The 17,111-nt window shown below is 61.2% G+C and carries 21 protein-coding genes and 1 tRNA gene; 15 read left to right on the plus strand and 7 right to left on the minus strand.

Translation table 11 applies throughout. The annotated features are described in order from the left end of the window. The first annotated feature begins 3 nt into the window (after positions 1–3). From JT720_RS11105 to JT720_RS11135, 7 genes are all read left to right on the plus strand, one after another. Positions 4–150, plus strand: a complete 147-nt coding sequence (locus JT720_RS11105) for a hypothetical protein (protein ID WP_205481301.1) — start codon at positions 4–6, stop codon at positions 148–150. Then, complete coding sequence (locus tag JT720_RS11110) at positions 147–692, plus strand: cytochrome c oxidase assembly protein (RefSeq protein WP_205481302.1); 546 nt, start codon at positions 147–149, stop codon at positions 690–692. Before JT720_RS11105 ends, JT720_RS11110 begins: the two co-directional genes overlap by 4 nt. A gap of 82 nt (positions 693–774) precedes the next feature. Then, positions 775–1,620, plus strand: a complete 846-nt coding sequence (locus tag JT720_RS11115) for a cytochrome c oxidase subunit 3 (RefSeq protein WP_205481303.1) — start codon at positions 775–777, stop codon at positions 1,618–1,620. Next, positions 1,617–1,991, plus strand: coding sequence for a DUF983 domain-containing protein (locus JT720_RS11120; protein ID WP_237219792.1), 375 nt, complete (start codon positions 1,617–1,619; stop codon positions 1,989–1,991). Before JT720_RS11115 ends, JT720_RS11120 begins: the two co-directional genes overlap by 4 nt. Next, positions 1,988–2,578, plus strand: a complete 591-nt coding sequence (locus JT720_RS11125; RefSeq protein ID WP_205481304.1) for an SURF1 family protein — start codon at positions 1,988–1,990, stop codon at positions 2,576–2,578. The genes JT720_RS11120 and JT720_RS11125 overlap by 4 nt, the downstream gene beginning before the upstream one ends. Further along, positions 2,575–3,807, plus strand: a complete 1,233-nt coding sequence (locus tag JT720_RS11130; RefSeq protein ID WP_205481305.1) for a M16 family metallopeptidase — start codon at positions 2,575–2,577, stop codon at positions 3,805–3,807. Before JT720_RS11125 ends, JT720_RS11130 begins: the two co-directional genes overlap by 4 nt. Then, positions 3,807–4,667 carry a class I SAM-dependent methyltransferase gene (locus JT720_RS11135; RefSeq protein ID WP_205481433.1) on the plus strand — a complete coding sequence of 287 codons (861 nt, stop codon included), beginning with the start codon at positions 3,807–3,809 and terminating at the stop codon, positions 4,665–4,667. Before JT720_RS11130 ends, JT720_RS11135 begins: the two co-directional genes overlap by 1 nt. Before the next feature lie 4 nt (positions 4,668–4,671). On the opposite strand, the gene JT720_RS11140 is transcribed toward JT720_RS11135, so the two are convergent. Genes JT720_RS11140 through JT720_RS11150 form a run of 3 tightly spaced genes read right to left on the minus strand, consistent with a single transcriptional unit; the run spans position 4,672 to position 6,274 of the window. Continuing rightward, on the minus strand, positions 4,672–5,310 hold the full coding sequence (locus JT720_RS11140; protein WP_205481306.1) for a heme exporter protein CcmB: 639 nt from the start codon (positions 5,308–5,310) through the stop codon (positions 4,672–4,674). Then, a complete protein-coding gene (ccmA, locus tag JT720_RS11145) occupies positions 5,307–5,879 on the minus strand; it encodes a heme ABC exporter ATP-binding protein CcmA (protein WP_205481439.1) in 573 nt (190 codons plus the stop codon). Before ccmA ends, JT720_RS11140 begins: the two co-directional genes overlap by 4 nt. Further along, positions 5,876–6,274: a metallopeptidase family protein gene (locus JT720_RS11150; protein ID WP_205481307.1), complete on the minus strand. Its 399-nt coding sequence runs from the start codon at positions 6,272–6,274 to the stop codon at positions 5,876–5,878. The genes ccmA and JT720_RS11150 overlap by 4 nt, the downstream gene beginning before the upstream one ends. A gap of 97 nt (positions 6,275–6,371) precedes the next feature. Here JT720_RS11150 and JT720_RS11155 point away from each other — a divergent pair. The 7 genes from JT720_RS11155 to JT720_RS11185 all read left to right on the plus strand — a co-directional run bounded on the left by JT720_RS11155 (position 6,372) and on the right by JT720_RS11185 (position 12,705). After that, positions 6,372–6,462, plus strand: a tRNA-Ser gene (locus JT720_RS11155). Between the two features lie 151 nt (positions 6,463–6,613). Next, positions 6,614–8,002, plus strand: coding sequence for a HEPN domain-containing protein (locus tag JT720_RS11160; protein WP_205481308.1), 1,389 nt, complete (start codon positions 6,614–6,616; stop codon positions 8,000–8,002). A 211-nt stretch (positions 8,003–8,213) separates the two neighbouring features. Further along, a complete protein-coding gene (locus JT720_RS11165) occupies positions 8,214–8,570 on the plus strand; it encodes a hypothetical protein (protein WP_205481309.1) in 357 nt (118 codons plus the stop codon). 35 nt (positions 8,571–8,605) lie between these two features. Further along, positions 8,606–9,010 (plus strand): surface-adhesin E family protein, encoded by a 405-nt coding sequence (locus JT720_RS14170; protein WP_336512002.1) that lies wholly within the window; start codon positions 8,606–8,608, stop codon positions 9,008–9,010. 355 nt (positions 9,011–9,365) lie between these two features. Further along, positions 9,366–9,929: a PEPxxWA-CTERM sorting domain-containing protein gene (locus JT720_RS11175; RefSeq protein WP_205481311.1), complete on the plus strand. Its 564-nt coding sequence runs from the start codon at positions 9,366–9,368 to the stop codon at positions 9,927–9,929. A gap of 843 nt (positions 9,930–10,772) precedes the next feature. Further along, positions 10,773–11,390 (plus strand): hypothetical protein, encoded by a 618-nt coding sequence (locus tag JT720_RS11180; RefSeq protein WP_205481312.1) that lies wholly within the window; start codon positions 10,773–10,775, stop codon positions 11,388–11,390. A gap of 463 nt (positions 11,391–11,853) precedes the next feature. Further along, positions 11,854–12,705, plus strand: a complete 852-nt coding sequence (locus JT720_RS11185) for a hypothetical protein (RefSeq protein WP_205481313.1) — start codon at positions 11,854–11,856, stop codon at positions 12,703–12,705. A 51-nt stretch (positions 12,706–12,756) separates the two neighbouring features. On the opposite strand, the gene JT720_RS14250 is transcribed toward JT720_RS11185, so the two are convergent. Together JT720_RS14250 and JT720_RS11190 are read right to left on the minus strand one after the other, a co-directional pair. Beyond that, positions 12,757–12,993 carry an HGGxSTG domain-containing protein gene (locus JT720_RS14250; RefSeq protein WP_419555393.1) on the minus strand — a complete coding sequence of 79 codons (237 nt, stop codon included), beginning with the start codon at positions 12,991–12,993 and terminating at the stop codon, positions 12,757–12,759. Next, positions 12,893–13,543: a hypothetical protein gene (locus JT720_RS11190; RefSeq protein ID WP_205481314.1), complete on the minus strand. Its 651-nt coding sequence runs from the start codon at positions 13,541–13,543 to the stop codon at positions 12,893–12,895. The genes JT720_RS14250 and JT720_RS11190 overlap by 101 nt, the downstream gene beginning before the upstream one ends. 38 nt (positions 13,544–13,581) lie before the next feature. On the opposite strand from JT720_RS11190, the gene JT720_RS11195 reads away from it, so the two are divergent. Then, positions 13,582–13,743, plus strand: coding sequence for a hypothetical protein (locus JT720_RS11195; protein WP_205481315.1), 162 nt, complete (start codon positions 13,582–13,584; stop codon positions 13,741–13,743). Between the two features lie 1,289 nt (positions 13,744–15,032). Here JT720_RS11195 and JT720_RS14065 read toward each other — a convergent pair. Next, the gene (locus JT720_RS14065; RefSeq protein ID WP_336511999.1) at positions 15,033–15,236 is read right to left on the minus strand and encodes a helix-turn-helix domain-containing protein; all 204 of its coding nucleotides are present in this window, start codon (positions 15,234–15,236) and stop codon (positions 15,033–15,035) included. 575 nt (positions 15,237–15,811) lie between these two features. Beyond that, positions 15,812–17,056 (minus strand): tyrosine-type recombinase/integrase, encoded by a 1,245-nt coding sequence (locus tag JT720_RS11205; protein WP_205481317.1) that lies wholly within the window; start codon positions 17,054–17,056, stop codon positions 15,812–15,814. Between the last annotated feature and the right edge of the window lie 55 nt (positions 17,057–17,111).

Raw genomic sequence — 17,111 nt, forward strand, 5'->3', positions numbered from 1 at the left:
ACCATGGCCGAAGCTCCTGACCCGCGCCCCGACGAGAAGCTGATCCGCCAGCGCCAGCGGAGCGGAGCCAAGGTCACGGCGCTCCTGCTCGGCGCCTTTGTCCTGCTCGTCTTTCTCGTCACCATCGCGAAGATCACGGTGAACCAATGACCAGCCTCGCCGTCCGCAACCGCAACACGGCGCTGAAGGCCGCACTGTTCGTGTTGGTGATGATCGGCGTCGCGTTCGCCTCGGTGCCGCTCTACCGCCTCTTCTGCCAGGTGACCGGCTTCGGCGGAACGCCCATGCGCGCGGAAGAAGCGCCGGGCGCGGTCGCGGGCCAGGTCGGGGTGCGGTTCGATGCCAACATCAATCCCGCTCTGCCCTGGCGTTTCTCCGCCAAGCAGAACGTGGTGCGGGTCCACCCCGGTGCTCGCACGACCATCTATTACCAGGCCGAGAACCTGGTGGCTCGGCCGACCACCGGACGCGCGATCTTCAACGTCTCGCCCGCCAAGGCCGGCCAGTATTTCAGCAAGATCGAATGCTTCTGCTTCACGGAGCAGACGCTCAAGGCCGGACAGAAGGTCGACATGCCGGTCGTCTTCTTCGTCGATCCGAAGATTCGCGAGGACGAGAGCACCCGCGACATCGACGAGATCACCCTGTCTTACACCTTCTACCCGCTCGAGAAGACCGCCGGGGCGAGCTGACCGCCCGTCATCCGGAGCCCGTTGCGAGATTACGCGAGGCCCCCTAAAGCGGCCTCAAAATACACGAGGAACGCGTCGATCCATGGCTGCCACCAAGAACCATCCTTATCACATCCTCCCGCCGAGCCTGTGGCCGTTCGTCGGCAGCATGTCGGCCCTGCTGCTCACCGGCGGCGGCGTGATGTGGATGCACGACAACCCCTACGGGCGGTTCGTGTTCGGCTTGGGTCTGGCCGGCGTTCTCTTCACCATGTTCAGCTGGTGGCGCGACGTCGTCCGCGAAAGCCGCGCGGGCGACCACACCCCGATTGTCCAGCTCCACCTGCGCTATGGCATGATCCTGTTCATCGCCTCGGAGGTGATGTTCTTCCTCGCCTGGTTCTGGGCCTATTTCGACAACGCCCTCTTCCCCAGCGCGGTGGAGAGCGTTGGAGCGCAGTGGCCGCCCGCCGGCATGGAAGTGCTGAACCCGTTCAGCTGGCCGCTGCTCAACACGCTGATCCTGCTCTGCTCCGGCACCACCGTCACCTGGGCGCACCACGCCCTGATCCACGGAGACCGTGAAGGCCTGAAGCGCGGGCTCCTGCTGACCATCATCCTCGGCATCATCTTCAGCGCGATCCAGGCTTACGAGTACATCCACGCGCCCTTCTCCTTCTCGCTGCAGAACGGCACGGAGGAGAGTCCGGCGAACGTTTATACCTCGACCTTCTTCATGGCGACGGGGTTCCACGGCGCACACGTGATCATCGGGACCATCTTCCTGATCGTCTGCTATATTCGCGCGGTGAAGGGCGACTTCACGCCGCAGAAGCACTTCGGCTTCGAGGCGGCGGCCTGGTACTGGCACTTCGTCGACGTCGTCTGGCTGTTCCTGTTCGTCTCCATCTACGTTTGGGGCGGCTGGGGCGCGCCGGTCCACGGTTGACCTCCGACCCACAGAGCCGCGGGGCAACGTCGCTCGAAGCGACGCTCCGCGGCACCTGCCCCCGCTGCGGCACGGGCAAGATGTTCCAGGGCTTCGCCAGCTTCGAACCCCGGTGCAGCCAGTGCGGACTTGATTTCACCCAGTTCAACGTCGGTGACGGGCCGGCCGCCTTCCTCATCCTGATCGTTGGCGCCGTGCTGACGGTGGGAGCGCTGGTGGTGGATGCGGCGTTCGAACCGCCGATGTGGGTGCATCTGATCTGGATCCCGCTCGGCCTTGCCCTGACCGCAGGCGGGCTGCGCCTCGCCAAGGCGTTCCTCCTGGCGCAGGAGTATCACACCGCCGCCCGCGAGGGCCGGATCGTCGAATGAAGCGCGTGCCTCTCATTCCCACGCTGATCGTCGCGGCCGCCGTCGCCACCATGATCGCGCTCGGCGTGTGGCAGCTCTCCCGCGCCCGCGAGAAGGAAGCGCTACTCCTCCGCTACGAGGCAGCTGCAAACCTGCCCGCCGTCAATTGGCCGTCCATCCCACCGGCGGACAACAAGCTGCCGCTGTTCCGCAAGGCGTCGGCCATGTGCCTGCAGCCCGTCGCGAGCAAGGTCATCGCCGGGCGCAATGCCCAGGGGGAAAGCGGCTACAGCCATCTCGTCGACTGCCGCACCGGTGCCGAGGGCCCCGGCGTCCGCGTCGACATCGGCTGGTCCAAGGATCCGCGTGCCGGTGCCCAGTGGAAGGGCGGTCCCGTCAGCGGTGTAATCGCTCCCGATTCCGAACACCGGATGCGCCTCATCTCCGCCACGGGGCTCGCGGACCTCCAGGCGAGCGCGCCGCCGTCCCCTGCCGATATCCCCAACAATCACCGCTCCTACGCGATGCAATGGTTCCTGTTCGCCGCCGCAGCCCTCATCATCTACGGCCTCGCCCTGCGTGGCCGCTTGGCGAAGGCACCCGAATGACAGCCCGTCTCCACCGGCTCCCGAACGGAATGGCGATCATCGTCGATCCCATGACCGGCGCGCAGTCGGCCGCGGTCGGCATCTACGCCGGGGTCGGCTCCCGCTCCGAAGCGGAGGACAAGGGCGGTCTCGCCCACATGGTCGAGCACATGGTGTTCAAGGGCGCGGGCATCCGCTCCGCCCGGCAGATCGCGGAGGCGATCGAGGACGTCGGCGGCCAGCTGAACGCCTGGACCGCGCGCGACCAGACCGCCTTTCATGCCCGCACGCTCGGTCCGCACGCGCCCCTCGCGCTCGACCTCCTGGCCGACCTCGTTCGAGCGCCCGCCTTCGATCCTGACGAGCTCGAGCGCGAAAAGGGCGTGATCCTGTCGGAATTGGGCGAAATCCTCGACAATCCGGAGGATCTCGTCGGCGACCGCCTGTTCGAGGCCGCCTTCCCGGCCCAGCCGCTCGGCCGCCCCGTGATCGGCCGCGCCGAGACAATCCGTGCATTCACCCGCGCCGACCTCGTTCGCTGGACCGAACAGGAATGGGTTGCGACCCGCCTGCTGCTGGTCGCCTGCGGCGCGGTCGATGAAGACGCCATCCTGCGCCTCGCCGAACAGCGCTTCGCCGACATGCCCGCCACGCCGCCCCCGGCCACCGCACCCTCGAGCTTCGGCGGCACGCAGCTGCTCGATCGCCGCCAGTCGGAGCAGGCCCACTGGACCTTCGCCATGCCGGCCCCCGCCGCCGCCAGCCCGGACATGCCCGCCACCTCCGTCTTCACCCAGGCCGTGGGCGGCGGCATGTCATCGCGGCTGTTCCAGGAGGTCCGGGAGGAGCGCGGCCTCGCTTACTCCATCTACGCCTGGGCCCAGGGTTTCGCCGACGCCGGCATCTTCGCCGTCGGCGCGGCGACGGACCGCGGCGATGCTGCGCCCGCGCTCGCGCTCGCCCGGCAGGTGGTCGCCGACGCCGCCGACACCCTGACCGATGCGGAAGTCGCGCGGGCCAAGGCCCAGATCGAAGCGAGCCTTCGGATGACGCTCGAGTCCGTCCAGGGCCGCGCGGACCAGCATGCCCGATCGTTCGAGATCTTCGGCCGGCTCGTCTCCCTTGACGAGATGGTCGGCGAACTGAACGCGGTCGACACCGCCGCCGCGCGCCGCGCCGGCTCGGCACTGCTGACCGGGCCCACGGCGCTGGCGTCCATCGGCGGCGGCCGGCTCGCTCTCGCCGCGTGATTCCGCTCACGACCATCGTCGCGGAGCCCTGGTCCGACTGGGGCCTGCTGGATTGCGGAGACGGCCGCAAGCTGGAGCGCTACGGCTCGGTGCGCGTCATCCGCCCGGAACCGCAGGCCATGTGGGCACCCGCCTCGGCCAACTGGGATGCGGACGCGAGCTTCATTCCCGGCAGCGACGAGGAGGGCGGCGGCCGGTGGGTTCAGCACCGTCCAGTCCCCCGCTCCTGGCCGCTGCGGCGCGGCGAGGTGCAGTTCAACGCCTCTCTCACCCCCTTCCGCCACCTCGCCTTTTTCCCCGACATGGCGCCGCAATGGGACTGGATGCGCGAACGGGCCGATGGCGCGGAGATCATGAACCTCTTCGGCTACACGGGTGTCGGCACCCTGCACCTGAGCGAAGCCGGCGCCCGCATGGTGCACGTCGACGCCTCGAAGAAGAGCGTTGACGCCGGCAAGGTCAACGCCACCCTCTCCGGCCTGGTCGACCGGCCGATCCGCTGGCTGGTCGAGGATGCCGCCAAGTTCACCGCGCGCGAGGTCCGGCGGGGTCGCCGCTATGACGGCATCCTGCTCGATCCGCCGAAGTTCGGTCGCGGCCCGACCGGTGAGGTCTGGCGGCTGGAAGAGCATCTCGCCCCGCTGCTCGCAGACTGCCGCCGACTGCTCGATACCGACAGCCGCTTTTTGGTCCTGACCGTATATGCCGTACGCATGTCGGCGCTGGCGATCGGCGAACTCGTCCGCCAGACCTTCGCGGACCTCGGCGGACGCGTCGAATGCGGGGAGATGGCCGTGCGCGAGGAATCGCGCGGGCTGCTCCTTCCCACCGCCATCTTCGCCCGCTGGAGCCGCGACTAGCCGATCAGGTGCGCAGCGCCCGCAGCGCGGCCCCGGCCACGAACGGCGCACCGACCAGGATGAACAGGGCCGTCGCCGCCTCCAGCTTCAGCGCCTGGCCTCCGCCGACGGTGGCGGCCGACGCCCCGAAGATCAGCAGCGGCACCGCAAAGGGCAGCAGCAGCAGGCCGCCCAGCGCTCCGCCCCCGCGCAGCCCGGCCGTCAGGCTCGCCACCGCCACCGCAAGCGCGGCAAGAGCGGGCGTCCCGATCGCCAGCGTCAGCAGCGCCCGGCCAAGCGCGTCCCCGTCCAGCCCGAGCAATGCCGCGCCCGGCAAGGAGGCCAGCATCAGCAGCGGCCCGAAGGTCAGCCAATGGCCGAGGATCTTTGCCACCGCGATCTCCTCTCCGCTCGCACCCCGCAGCGCGAGTTGATCGAGCACCCCATCGGCGCGATCCGGCTCCATCAGCCGCTCGATCGGAAGCAGCGCCGCCGTCAATGCCGCGACCCACAGCGCACCCGCGCCGATCCGCGCCAGCAGCCGCACGTCCGGTCCGACGGCGAAGGGGATCAGAGTCGCCACCAGCAGGAAGAAGACCACCGGCAGCCAGGCCGCTGCCCCGACCGCCCGGCGCGCCTCGCGCCATGCCAGCGGGCCGATCATGCGTGCAGCTCCAGGGTCCGCCACTCGCCGCCGGGCAGGGGCACGTGCGACGCCGCCAGCACCGCTCCTCCGGCCGCGCGGTGGCTTGCGATGGCGCTTCCCAAAAGCCCGATGCTCCGCTCGTCCAGACCGTTCACCGGCTCGTCGAGCAGCCACAGCGGCGCACCGCTGGCGACCACCCGCGCCAGCCGTGCACGCCGCGCCTGGCCGGTCGAGAGCATGCGCACCGGCACCTGTGCCAGGTGATCGAGTTCGAAGGCCTGGAGCGCCCCCTCCAGCCAGACCGTGCCGTCGTCCAGCCGGGCCCAGAAGCGCAGCGCCCGCTCCAGCGATTGCTCACGGTCCAGCGCCAAGCTCTCGTCGGCCAGCGCCGCCTCACCACTTGCGATGCTTCCCGCCGCCGGCGACAGCAGCCCCGCCGCCAGCCGGATCAGGCTCGACTTGCCGCTCCCGTTCGGGCCCCGCACCCACAGCGCCTCGCCCTCGTCCAGCGCAAAGCTCACGCCCTCGAACAGCAGCCGCCCGCCGCGCCAGCAGGCCACGTCGGTGAACCGCAGCACTGGGCTCAATGCTCTGCGTCCTCGAGCGCGTGCATGTCCTCGTCGGAAAAGCCGAAATGATGCCCGACCTCGTGGATGAGGATGTGCGTGACCAGATGCTCCAGATCCTCTCCGTCGGCCGCCCATTCATCGAGGATCGGGCGCCGGAACAGGGTCACCGTGTCGGGCAGCGCGCCGCTGTCCTCGACGCTCTTCTCCGTCAGCGGACGCCCTGAGTAGAGGCCGGTGAGGTCGAACGCTTCCTCCATGCCCAGTTCGGCCAGCACCTCGGCGTCTGCGAATTCCTCTACCACCAGCAGGACGCCGCGAATGTGGGAGGCGAAGGGTTCGGGCAGGCGCTCCATCGCGGTTCGCGCAATCGCTTCGATCTCGGCGGCCGAGGGCGGAGGTCCGAAGGTGCGCATCGACACCCGCATAAGCGAGCCGCCCGCGCTCGCCAAACCCTTCCTTGCTCCCGCCGCCGACAGCCCCTAAGTGGCGCCCGTCCAGGCATTCAAATGCGGAGCGGTGGCCGAGTGGTCGAAGGCGCTCGCCTGGAAAGTGAGTATACGGCAAAACCGTATCGAGGGTTCGAATCCCTCCCGCTCCGCCATTATGTCTTGAAACTAAGGCTTTTTCGTTAGTAAGATTGAGGGGTTCCCAAATAAGCTCCCCGATAGCCTCTTTGCTTGCGTATCTGGTCAAGCCTTCGTTGCCGCGCGAATCTCCTTGCCGAGAGATCGGTGGCGATCGAGGATCGGACGATGCCCAACGCCAAACTACATCTAGTCACCGATGTTGAGTTTATCTTTGGCGAGGTGGAGCGCTTCCTTGAGCTTGAGAAGCAATGGTTTGAAACCAAGACGGCGCCTGATGAGCTAGTGGAGGCCTTCCTTTGGGAACTGCCCCATCCAACCGATTCAAAACGACGAATCACCTGCGGTAGAGCCGCAGTAGAGCGCCTAGACATGCTAGCCAGCTTGGCGGCCCAGAGAGCTGGCATTCGCAGCCAAATTGAAGTCCGGACGATGCGTGACCCGCTCGCTAAGTCGCTTCTCCGGCGCTTTGCGCTTGAGGGTCGTCCCATTGAAATTCGGGAGGTCGAGCGGTCCTTCTCGGAAGCCGCTCGGATCGCGCGACGGTCGCTCAAGACTATAACGCACTTTGTGCCCTGCCACTTGATGGTGGCCGAGTCGCCCGATCAGTTCCAGATAGGTCCTATCACATTTCTGAGTAGGACTGCGTTTCGCCGCATGATGGCTAGTCGCCTGTGGCCTGCGCGATCTGAGAACCGATCGAGCTACAAGTTTATCCGGGACGTGACTCAGTACTATCGTACCTTTGGCTGGGTAGCAGAGGTTACGGTTCCCGACTGCGATAGCAAGTCCTCCGAAAACGCCGCCTTAAGAGCCGTCACGCAAGCACTCGACTGCATGCATCTACTTTTTGGCCCGTCTCATACCAGCCGCATGGTCATCGGCGGCCCCGGTGTCCGTCGAGATTGCCGAGGTCAATTCACTGTGCAGAACGAGAAAGTCGAGTTTAGCGCATCATATTCAGGCTTGGGCGAAGTCGGGTTTGCGGACGACTGGATCTCGATGATGGACGACCATGAAGCGCAAGAAGCAGTGAGACTTTTCGGAGTCGCGTTAGAGATGGTCGTGAATCCAAGACTGAATCGACCGATTAGCGAGAGGTTTCTCGACGCGGTATCTTGGTACGGTGAAGCGGCGAGAGAGCGGTCGGCTGCAGCGAAGGTCATCAAGTACGTAACCTCGCTCGAGCGCATGCTGATGACGGATGAAAAAGATAACATCACGGATTTGATTTCCCGACGCATCGCAGCCTTCTGCTTTGATCCCAGTGAAACTGGAAGCTTGTGCAATTGGGAGAAAAAAGGTCAGAAGTTATACGGGCTTCGATCGAAGCTAGTGCATGGATCGATATCACAAAGGGATGAGCGGGTTGCCCCTGGTGCGTGGGACGCTGCGGAGATTGGTCGTGCGGCCATCCTCAACGCTTTGCATGCTTTTGGAGAACGTGGACTCCGCGACGAGGAGTGCACCCGGGTCAAGGTGGCTTCTTGGTTCAACAAAGTGACGCGGCACGCGCAATCAATCGCTTCTCCGCGACCAAGGCACGCAAAATGTTAGCGTGGAGCTGATCGATTAAGCTCTGCTTCAAGACGCTTTGCACCAGATGAGCGCTTCAAAGGGATCGTACCCTGCTAATCACGGAAGTAGGTGGATCGAGAATCGGATTGCTCATCGCTGATCTGGCCGTAACGAGCCCATCGTGACGGCTGCACTTGCGCCTCAAGCAACATCCCTCCAATCTGACTTATGTAGCTGAGAGGAGCATAGTATGCGCAGCGGCGGGATGGCGCTGATGATCTTGAGCGGGTTCGGCGCCTTTCTCTCGTTCATCATGGACACAACAGTCTACTCGTACGGCAGCGGGCAGACGCATAATCTCGGACTTCTGCAAACTCAGATGATGGTCTTTCAACTCTGCCTAGCAGGGTTCGTGGGCGGTGCGGTGCTCTACGGCTCGGGTGAGATTGCAGAGACACACGCTCGGGTGAACCGCAGTCCGGCCGCCGACACCGACCAGGAATACGCTGAGGAATGGGACACTGAAGAGCGGAACAGAAAGCGCGGCCTAATGATACTGTTCGGTACCGCTGCAGCGCTTTTGTTGTTTATTGTCTTCGCACTATAACCAGATCCAGATCCGCCTTGGGACACGCAACAATGATGGTGAGATGTTTAGCTGCGTCCCTCGCTGCTTCTATCCTAGGCGCTACTCCTGCTACTGCTGAGAATTGGATTCGGATCACCTCAACCTCGGCGGACAATAAGGGGACGACCCATTTCTATGTTGATGTTGATTCGGTGAATGGATCCGGCGGCATTTATACCTACTGGAACAAGCTTGAGAACACTGCGCCTGATAGAAACTCAGGCACGACTCAGATGATCGCTCAGGAGAGAGTCGATTGTATAGCCGAGTTGTCAGAAACAACTCGCCTGATCATCTACAAGTCCGATGGTAGCAACGTCTCTATCGAGGGAGATGGCACTCTCATTCCGATCGCTCCCGGCACCATTGAGCGGCGAATCTTCGAGGCGGTCTGCGGCATGAAGGGCCACCAAATCTAAGGTGGCCTGTCGGGTTTGTCAGCGTACCGGCCAAGGTCTGCGTCCTATCGTAATCGCGTCTGCGGCAGACGTTTGCCTAGTCTGATACGATAGGGACTGCTTACGCGATCGAGCGTTGTGCTTGAGAGTATTGCGGTTGCCCTTAGGCGCTCTTCGGTTAGCACCTCCGTGCATTCTCCATCGGCATTTTCCGCTTACGGCTGGAGACTGACTGCGTCGCGTGCGGGCTTCATAACGGAGTTGGGGGAAGGGTGGCTGGGATACCGCGTCGTACGCGCGTCGTTCGTCTCCCAGCCGTTAGATTGCTTCAGCGTGTACGACGTGCAAGCTAACTGTCGTTAACAGGGAGTTGACGATGCGAGTCTTGGTAACGATGGCGGCGGCAGCCGCCCTGTGGGTCCAGCCGGCGAATGCCGCGGAAACCATCGAGGGTCATTTTAGCTCTGACATCATCGTAGATCGAAGGTTGAACTTCGATGCAGACGAGTCATTCTGGGTGCCGTCGTGTTCTGGGCAAGCCGCTTGCACCTACACAGATAGCTACTCGTGGAGCAGGGGTGGGCTGATCGAACTAAGCTCCGAAGATGGAGAGATCTTCACGGGCGTTCTCGAAGTCGGATACTCGGGTCTCGTGAACCTTGAAGGTCGCACTTACCCGTACTTTACGGAAGGTGCTTATACGCTCACATTGCGACGCATCGTAGATGCTCAGTTTGAGATCATAGACGTTCAATATTCACTTGGGATTACGAGTGATCATTTCTCTGGGAATGAACGCCTTCGCAGCCTCGTCTCCGTGCAGTTCAATGCTATACCAGAGCCCGCAACCTGGATGATGATGCTTGTGGGGTTTGGGGCTATCGGCTGGGCGCAGCGTCGCGCGAAGCATCTGGCAAGTTGCACGACCGCCAACCTGTAATTGTTGGACAGCCCGGACTTTCGGGTAACGCCTTCGCGTCGCACCAGTGTGTCCGTAGCGTTTGCTCCCGGGCAGCAATGAAAGCCTTCGATTGCGGCGGTTAGGTGGGACTTTCAAGTTAGACTCGACCGGCCGTTGAGTCTCTTCAGGAGTGCCTGCGTGCCAAGAGCAAGTCATGTTCAAGGTTCAGTGGACGGCCTATGCGGCATTTACTGTCTGGTTCACTTCCTGGAGCGTGTACCTAAGCTGTCCAGAAGAGCGAGAACCAAAGCTCATGCGGCTTTCTCCGAGTTGCTGAAGGACGCTCAGGACCTCGGTCTTCTCGATGCAAGTAATATCTCGGGTGGATACTACGCCGCGGATCTTGCGAGGATTTTCAATAAGACCGCATCTCGAAAGCGGCTCCCGTACTTAGCAGCTGAGCTTGATGCCGTTCGCGAAGCTCTTGAGCTTACGTCGGCAACCGAACTTTTGCGCCGAGTGCTCAATGAGGAAGGATCCGCTATAGTATCAGCCTATGGAGGGAGGCATTGGGTACTAGCAGTGACAGTTGGGTCCGACTTACAGTTCGTCGTTAAGGATCCTGGTCACGCGGAGAGATACAGGAAACGCGAGTTGAAGAGGGCTCCAACCGACTTTGATGGTGTAGCCTTAGTTCCACGGCGATCAGCGATCGCGCGAGCACTACGAGGCAGAATCTCAGCGCTTGTTCAGCAGGACTAACGGGCTTGGTTGGTGAAAATGCATTGGATTGCTGGTAGCGAACGTCACTCCGAGGCGAGCGCTTGGTGAGCTTCAATTAGGCTGCCCCGTGATAATCGCATCAAAAGGGGAGAGCTGCGTATGCCCGCCGCGAGAATCGTCGACACTAGAGAGCTTTTGCTTCCTCAGGAATGCAACGGTCTGAACGCTCACATCGAACGCTGGATCGATGGCGAGAGCGCCTTTATCATCTTTGGCTTAGGTCCGAACCGCCAGATGCAGGATCTAAAGAGGCACTGGCCTGCATTTCCTGCAGGCGACGGCGAAGTCAAAGAAAGCGGCAGCCGTAAGAATCTCGATAGGGTGCTGGGAAGAGACACCGTAGAGCGAGCGTACCGCGTGAACACGGTTAACGTGCCGCACCGTCGCACCGCCAGAGATGACACCTTCTATGCCAGCCAAGGGCATTGGCGAATTGCTGAGGTCTTGAAACGGGTTGGAGAGAGGCTCCCTGCCGAGCGGCAAATTGTAGTGCTTTGTTGCCAATGGGAGATCTTCAAGAAGGTCCGCGTTCTCCTGGGGACTCAGTTCATCCGGCCGGATCCTCAGCATCCGTTCTGGGCGCCGCATCGCTTCGGCCAGTTCATGGTTTCGTGGTGTCCGCATCCTTCTCAGAAAGCGAAAGATGGTACATGTAATTTCGACTTCAGCCTGGCGGGCACTGAAGTAGAGCGAGCACGGCTACTAAGCTACCTTTAAAAGATGGCGAACTAAGCAGACGTATCAGGACGGCTCAGATGAGGGCTAGCCGGACTCAGCCGCTACCCTCAGTCTGTATAGATGTACTGCATGTTGCAATTAGTTGGAACCGGAACGTTCCCTTTGACCGCACAGAGGTAGTCGCCAGATACCACCTTTACCCGGCGCTCCTCTCCCGGGCTTAGGCAGAAGTTGTGAGTGCCTCCCTGCTTGTTGCGTAAGCTGAAGCACCTGACCTCGCTCCATGTGTTCTTGATGGTCTTGTAACCTATGCAGCCATCGTTCCCAGTGTAGCAGCCAGCGTTGGCAACCGTGGGAGTAGCAAAAAGCAACACTGCTGCGCTCGCGCGAACAACGTCTCTCATGGTCCTCTCCTTCGCCACCTAGCGATCACGAGTCGTCGGAACAGAATGGACTTTTCTTAAAAATAGTCAATAAAGTAAGCAGTTCTTCGGAGGTACCTATGGCCGAGTCGAACTGGTGGAACGAAGTGGGCTCACACTGCTCGGGAGAGGCGGCCTTCTTGACCTCGGTTTCGCCTATTTTGCCGAACACGATCAGAACGACGAAGATAGGTCAAACTCAGTCGTACGCGGCTATCCTCACACCGGACGAATCAACAGCGATTCAAAAGCAGCAGGACCATACTCTTAATAGGCATGTTCTTAATGCTAAAGAGGCCAACACCCTCGTGAAGAAGTTCGAGGAACTTGGCGATCAGAAGGTACCGGCTTTCTTCAAAGCTGGAGCTAACTTAATAGCCGGATTAGCAATACCTAAAAAGATATTTGAGGTAGCTGCTGGTTGGTTGCTAGACTGGGTGTTTGGTCTAGCGGACACAAAGGCAGTCGTTGCGAGGGACATATCCCTTCTTATTGCAGAAGGAGGTGCGCTGAGACAAACCGCTCAAGTTTTGAAAGGCCCTGTGGGTCGGCTGTTGTTTTCGACTGTGCTTTATGAGGTTGATGTCGGATCCGAAAAGAGAACTATCGTACTCTATGCCTGCATATTTCCTATAGCGGTCAAAGTCTCTAGGTTCGAAACCGAGTCACCGGCGAACAACAAGGTAGTCCAACCGATTAACGACAAAACATGGGGCATATTCGACTTGGAGTCAAACAGCTGGGATGAGAAGGACTTCCGACCTTCTCACCAAGATGGCGAGTACATGTATTTCTTGCAAGACGAGTACGAGAACAACAATGTAGCAGGTCAAGCCGTTCATAGACTGAGCCTATGGGGTGGCGATTGGCAACGCAAACACTACGATAGTGAGAAGTTTGCACCAATATACTTGTCCATGAAATGCGCCTGAGTCAAAGTATATGCGTCGGATTAGGGCTCTTCGACCTGTCTATTTCATCGTTCAATTGCCGTCGTCTAAGCTTCTGACGATGTACCTGAAGTAGGCGGCTGCTCTTCTCGCCTCCGAGGACCGCCCACCATGCTTCCACGCGTTACGATTTCCCCTCGGCGCTCCCGGGTTAGTGCCGCCGTGCATTCTACAGCGCTCTTTTCCGCTTACGGTTAAAGATTGACACGGTGTTCCCTTCCGAGTGCGGGCTTGGCAGCGACCGGCAAGCGGCAGTGCATCGGGTTGCATGGGATTGTTTGCTTCTTTTCGCATTTTTGTTGCCCCCAGCATGGTTGTGAAATTCATCGGCAATTACCGCTTGTCCGCCTTCGTTCACATGGACATGTCGAACCGTTTGTTCCCGAGGCTGATGCAGCTTCGCCAATGCTTCTAATGTCGCGCGGCAGCTGCTCTGAGCCTTCATTGACAACCGGGCATATCGATCAGCCGCATCCGGGTAGCTGCCCATGTTCAGAGCCGCGCGACGGGCAAACTCAGTGAACATGCTATCCAGTGTGATCGCGTGAGCCGCGAGGATCGCGCTAACCCCGCTCAAGCTTCCCGCTTCGGCCAGCTTCGTTGCGCTCTGCACGTGATCGACGAAGTCCATGATTCCAGGCTGCTCTACCCCCGATCCGAGCAGGTGCTCAGCGAACATCGATGCCGTGTGCGCGTGCCTTAGCTGCGGCTTCAGCACCATCCGAGCCACGGCTTGCGCTCCCGTTTCGTCCTTCGATTGCTCAACCGCCAAGACGCGATTAGGGTTGAAGCCGTTCTCCGGCTGCGACCGTGTTGTCATGCTTGTCCTTCCGAGTTGCGGGCCTTCCGGCCGATGTTTTGAGACGTGCCGCAGCGCTTTCCGATGACGCGTCCTCCGGGCTCCAGTCGATGCAGAGCGAATTGCTCGCCAGCATCCTCTCCAGCGCCTTTCAGGAGGTACGCAAGCGCTGCCTCCAGATTGATCGCGTGAAGCTCCGGATTGTCTCTCTCCAGCCCTAGGCGTCCACCTATCGGCCTGCTGTGAACGACGCGGGCTCGGTACGGCCTTCCGGTGATCCGCCGGAGCCAAGCCTTCTGTAACCCTGCCACATGCCGCACGAGAGCGGCTGGGACGTGGGCTAGCAAGTGGCAATGCCCGCCTTTGCCGTCGCCGTTCTCATGCACCCAAAGAAAGCTTGTGCGGCTGCCACGGCGGCGAAGCGCCTTCGCGAGCAGATCCGTGAACCGGCCGGTGGCCTTGGCCATGTCCGAGAGCGGCACGCCAGCCGCTTCCCAGTGTATCGTGATCATTCGGTTCAATGGCAGCCCTATGGCTTCCGCATGGCGGGCCGCCGCTATAAGGTTGCCAAGGTGAGCTGTGCTAAGTGCCTTACTTTCTCGGGTTGCGCTGTTGCGTGCTCCCCCACGACCGGTGCTGCATGGCGAATGTGCTGCCACACCTATAGCTCGATTATCTATCGCAAGTGCCGTGCCAGTCGGTGAAAACCGAGGGAATGCAGGCGATAGTGGCTGATGCGAGCCAGTTGAAACCTCATCGAAAGTTGCCCTCCGATGAAGTTTCAAAGGGCTGCCATGCTCGTTAGCCGATAGCTTCGACATGGCAGCGGGCATCAATCGGCGATCCACACGATTGCTGTTCTGCCAGTCGCATTGCGCCTTCGTTGCCCGCTGTCGCGAATCCAGCCTTTCTGCCGCAACTCACTGGTGCGCGGCCGGACTGACCAGCGCTCCATGCCCAGCCGCGATGCTAACTCATCCGACGTTAGCCCTTGCGGGCCAGCCTCTTTAATCGCCTTCTGCACCCTACGTTGGAGGCGTCCGAGGCCCGGTGCGAGAGCAAGAGCGGCCGCAACCGACGTATCCACGTTCCGGTGCCCAGGCGTGTCAGGATAGCTGCTCATAGGGCACCTCTTTCCGTTGAAGATGGCAAGCCAGCCTTGCTCAAAAGCTTCGCCAACCAATCTGCCTGAGAGGGGCTCAAGGGCGTGGGATCGACCACGATTTGGCCAAGGAACTGCCCCGCCTTTCGGCTTAGTCGCTGACTGCTGTTCAGAAGAGCAAGAGCTGCCGAGCGATGATCGGAAAAGGGCTGCTTAGTCATCGCAGCTCTCCCCAAAACAGAGCAGGGCCACCTCGCGCGCAAGCCAAGGGGACAGGCCAAACCGCCAAGCGAGCATTTGCGCGCGGGAGTCCGATGCGGTAAGGGAAACACGCGACCAGCCGACACAAAGCAGATTGCGCGAAGCCCGGGGTGCCAGCCCCGGGTTTTGCATTTGTGGGTGCATCGATCACGCTCCCCCCTGATAGGCCGGGAGGCTCGCCAAATAGGCTTCTAGATCAGTGAACGAGATTAGGGTGCGGCGGCCTGCCTTCTTTGCGGTGATGTGCTGACGCTTCAAAGCGTCATACAGCGCCGTTCTGGATAGTCCGGACAGCCGCACGGCTTCCGGAATTGTAATCGCGATCGGAGTTGGCACAGTCTGCTCTCCCACAGAGTCCAGACGGGATTGCCCGGACTTGGTGGGATAGATTTAGCAAGGCTGCCTCAGCGCCTCGCGATGACAGGCAAATATCAAACAACACCGGAAATCTGACGTTTATTCTTCACCAGATGCTTCAGCTTCAAAGCGTCGGTACTCCTTCCACAGCCGATCTACGCGCGATTCGGGCACGCCGAATCGTTCAGCAATTGCGGCGATGATCTTGGGCCTGGTCCCTTTCCACGGCTTGTTAGAGAACCGCACCAAACGGGGTGCAGGGCCGAGGTATTCCCCGGCATCGTCGTCGAACGTGGTGCCTGCGCGTTGGTGCAGGAACGACTCAAGATCACCCCTGTGCTCCTGGTAGGCGTCACTCTCACGCCAACCCCTTCGGTCAGCTATGGGTATTGCGTTTGCTTCGGCCCAGAGTCTGCTAATACCTCCCTCGAAGAACTGACGTTTGCGCTCCTCGAGCGCACTTGCCGCTGCCTGCCGCCACATGACCTCGCAGGCCTGACCAATGTCGAAGATTGCCCATTCATCTAGCCTCGGGCGACCTGCTCCGCGTCGGGAGCCACCACGGCCACTCAAGCAGCGTCGCTCCGAATAGGAGTAACCTTCGCGCCTTCCAAGTTGCTGTCAGCGCAATAAGCGGCCCAATCGATCATCAAGCGACGCCGCTTCTCGAACAGGTCCCCTCGTCGGTATGCCGCCTCCGCCTTGTTGCCGATGGTGTGGGCAAGCGCCATCTCGCAGACCTCGTGAGCATAGCCGGTGCGTTCGGCTGACCAGTCGCGGAAGCTCGAGCGAAAACCATGCACGGTGCAGTCCTGCTTCATACGGCGAAGCAGCATTGTCATTGCCATGCCGGAGAGTCTTCCGCCTTTGTCGGCCGGAAACAAAGCAGGCTTTCCGAGTGGCTTCACTTGCTCAAGGATCTCGACTGCACGCTGCGAAAGGGGGACGCGATGTTCTTTGCCTGCCTTCATGCGTGAAGCTGGGATCGTCCAAACGGCCTTGCCCAAATCGACCTCAGCCCAAGTTGCCCCGAGAACTTCGCTTGTTCGGCTCGCGGTGAGGATCGCAAACTCCAAGGCGAGCGCCGCCGTGGCTTGTCGCCCCCTTAGCGCGGTCACGAATGCGGGCACTTCATCGTACCGCATCGCCTTGTGGTGACCCCTCGTGAGGCGTGAGCGCTTCGGCAGGATCTGAGCGATATGCCCGCGCCAGCGGGCCGGGTTCTCGCCCTCCCGGTATCCACGCGCTTTCGCAGCATCGAGTATGGTCTCGATGCGACCGCGTACACGGCTCGCGGTTTCCGGCTTTTGCCGCCAGATCGGCTCCAAGATCGTAAGCACGTGGGGCGTGCCAACCTGCGCGATGGGGAAGTCTCCGATGACCGGGTAAACGTAGGTCGCCAAAGTGTTGCGCCACTGCTGCCGGTGCTTATCGTTTCGCCAGCTTTCCTCATTTGCGGCGATATAAGCGTCCGCCACGGCCTTGAACGTAATACCGGCGATGTGGGCCACCTGAGCGGCCGCCAAGGCCTCAGCGGCCTCATGTTTGCGTTCCTGTAGGGGATCTATTCCGGCTTTAACCTTCAGCCGCAAAGCGGACGCCAGATCTCGCGCAGCCGCTAAACTTACTCCTCCCGATCCGGCCGGACCTAAGCCAATGTCTCGGGACTTGCCTTTCAACATGAACCTGAAGACCCAGGATCGCGCACCGGAGTCCTTCACAAGCAGATACAGTCCGTTCCCGTCAGCGTGTCGTCCAGCCTTGGCGTTCTTCACCGTTAGCGGCGTGAGGGCGTTGCTCACCTTGCGAGGCATCGTTCAGCGTCTCCGTTCCCAAGTGCGCTCCCCGATAGTACGCGGGTTTTAGGGG

The organism is Sphingomonas arenae (genome assembly GCF_016924655.1).
GTDB classification, from domain to species: domain Bacteria; phylum Pseudomonadota; class Alphaproteobacteria; order Sphingomonadales; family Sphingomonadaceae; genus Sphingomicrobium; species Sphingomicrobium arenae.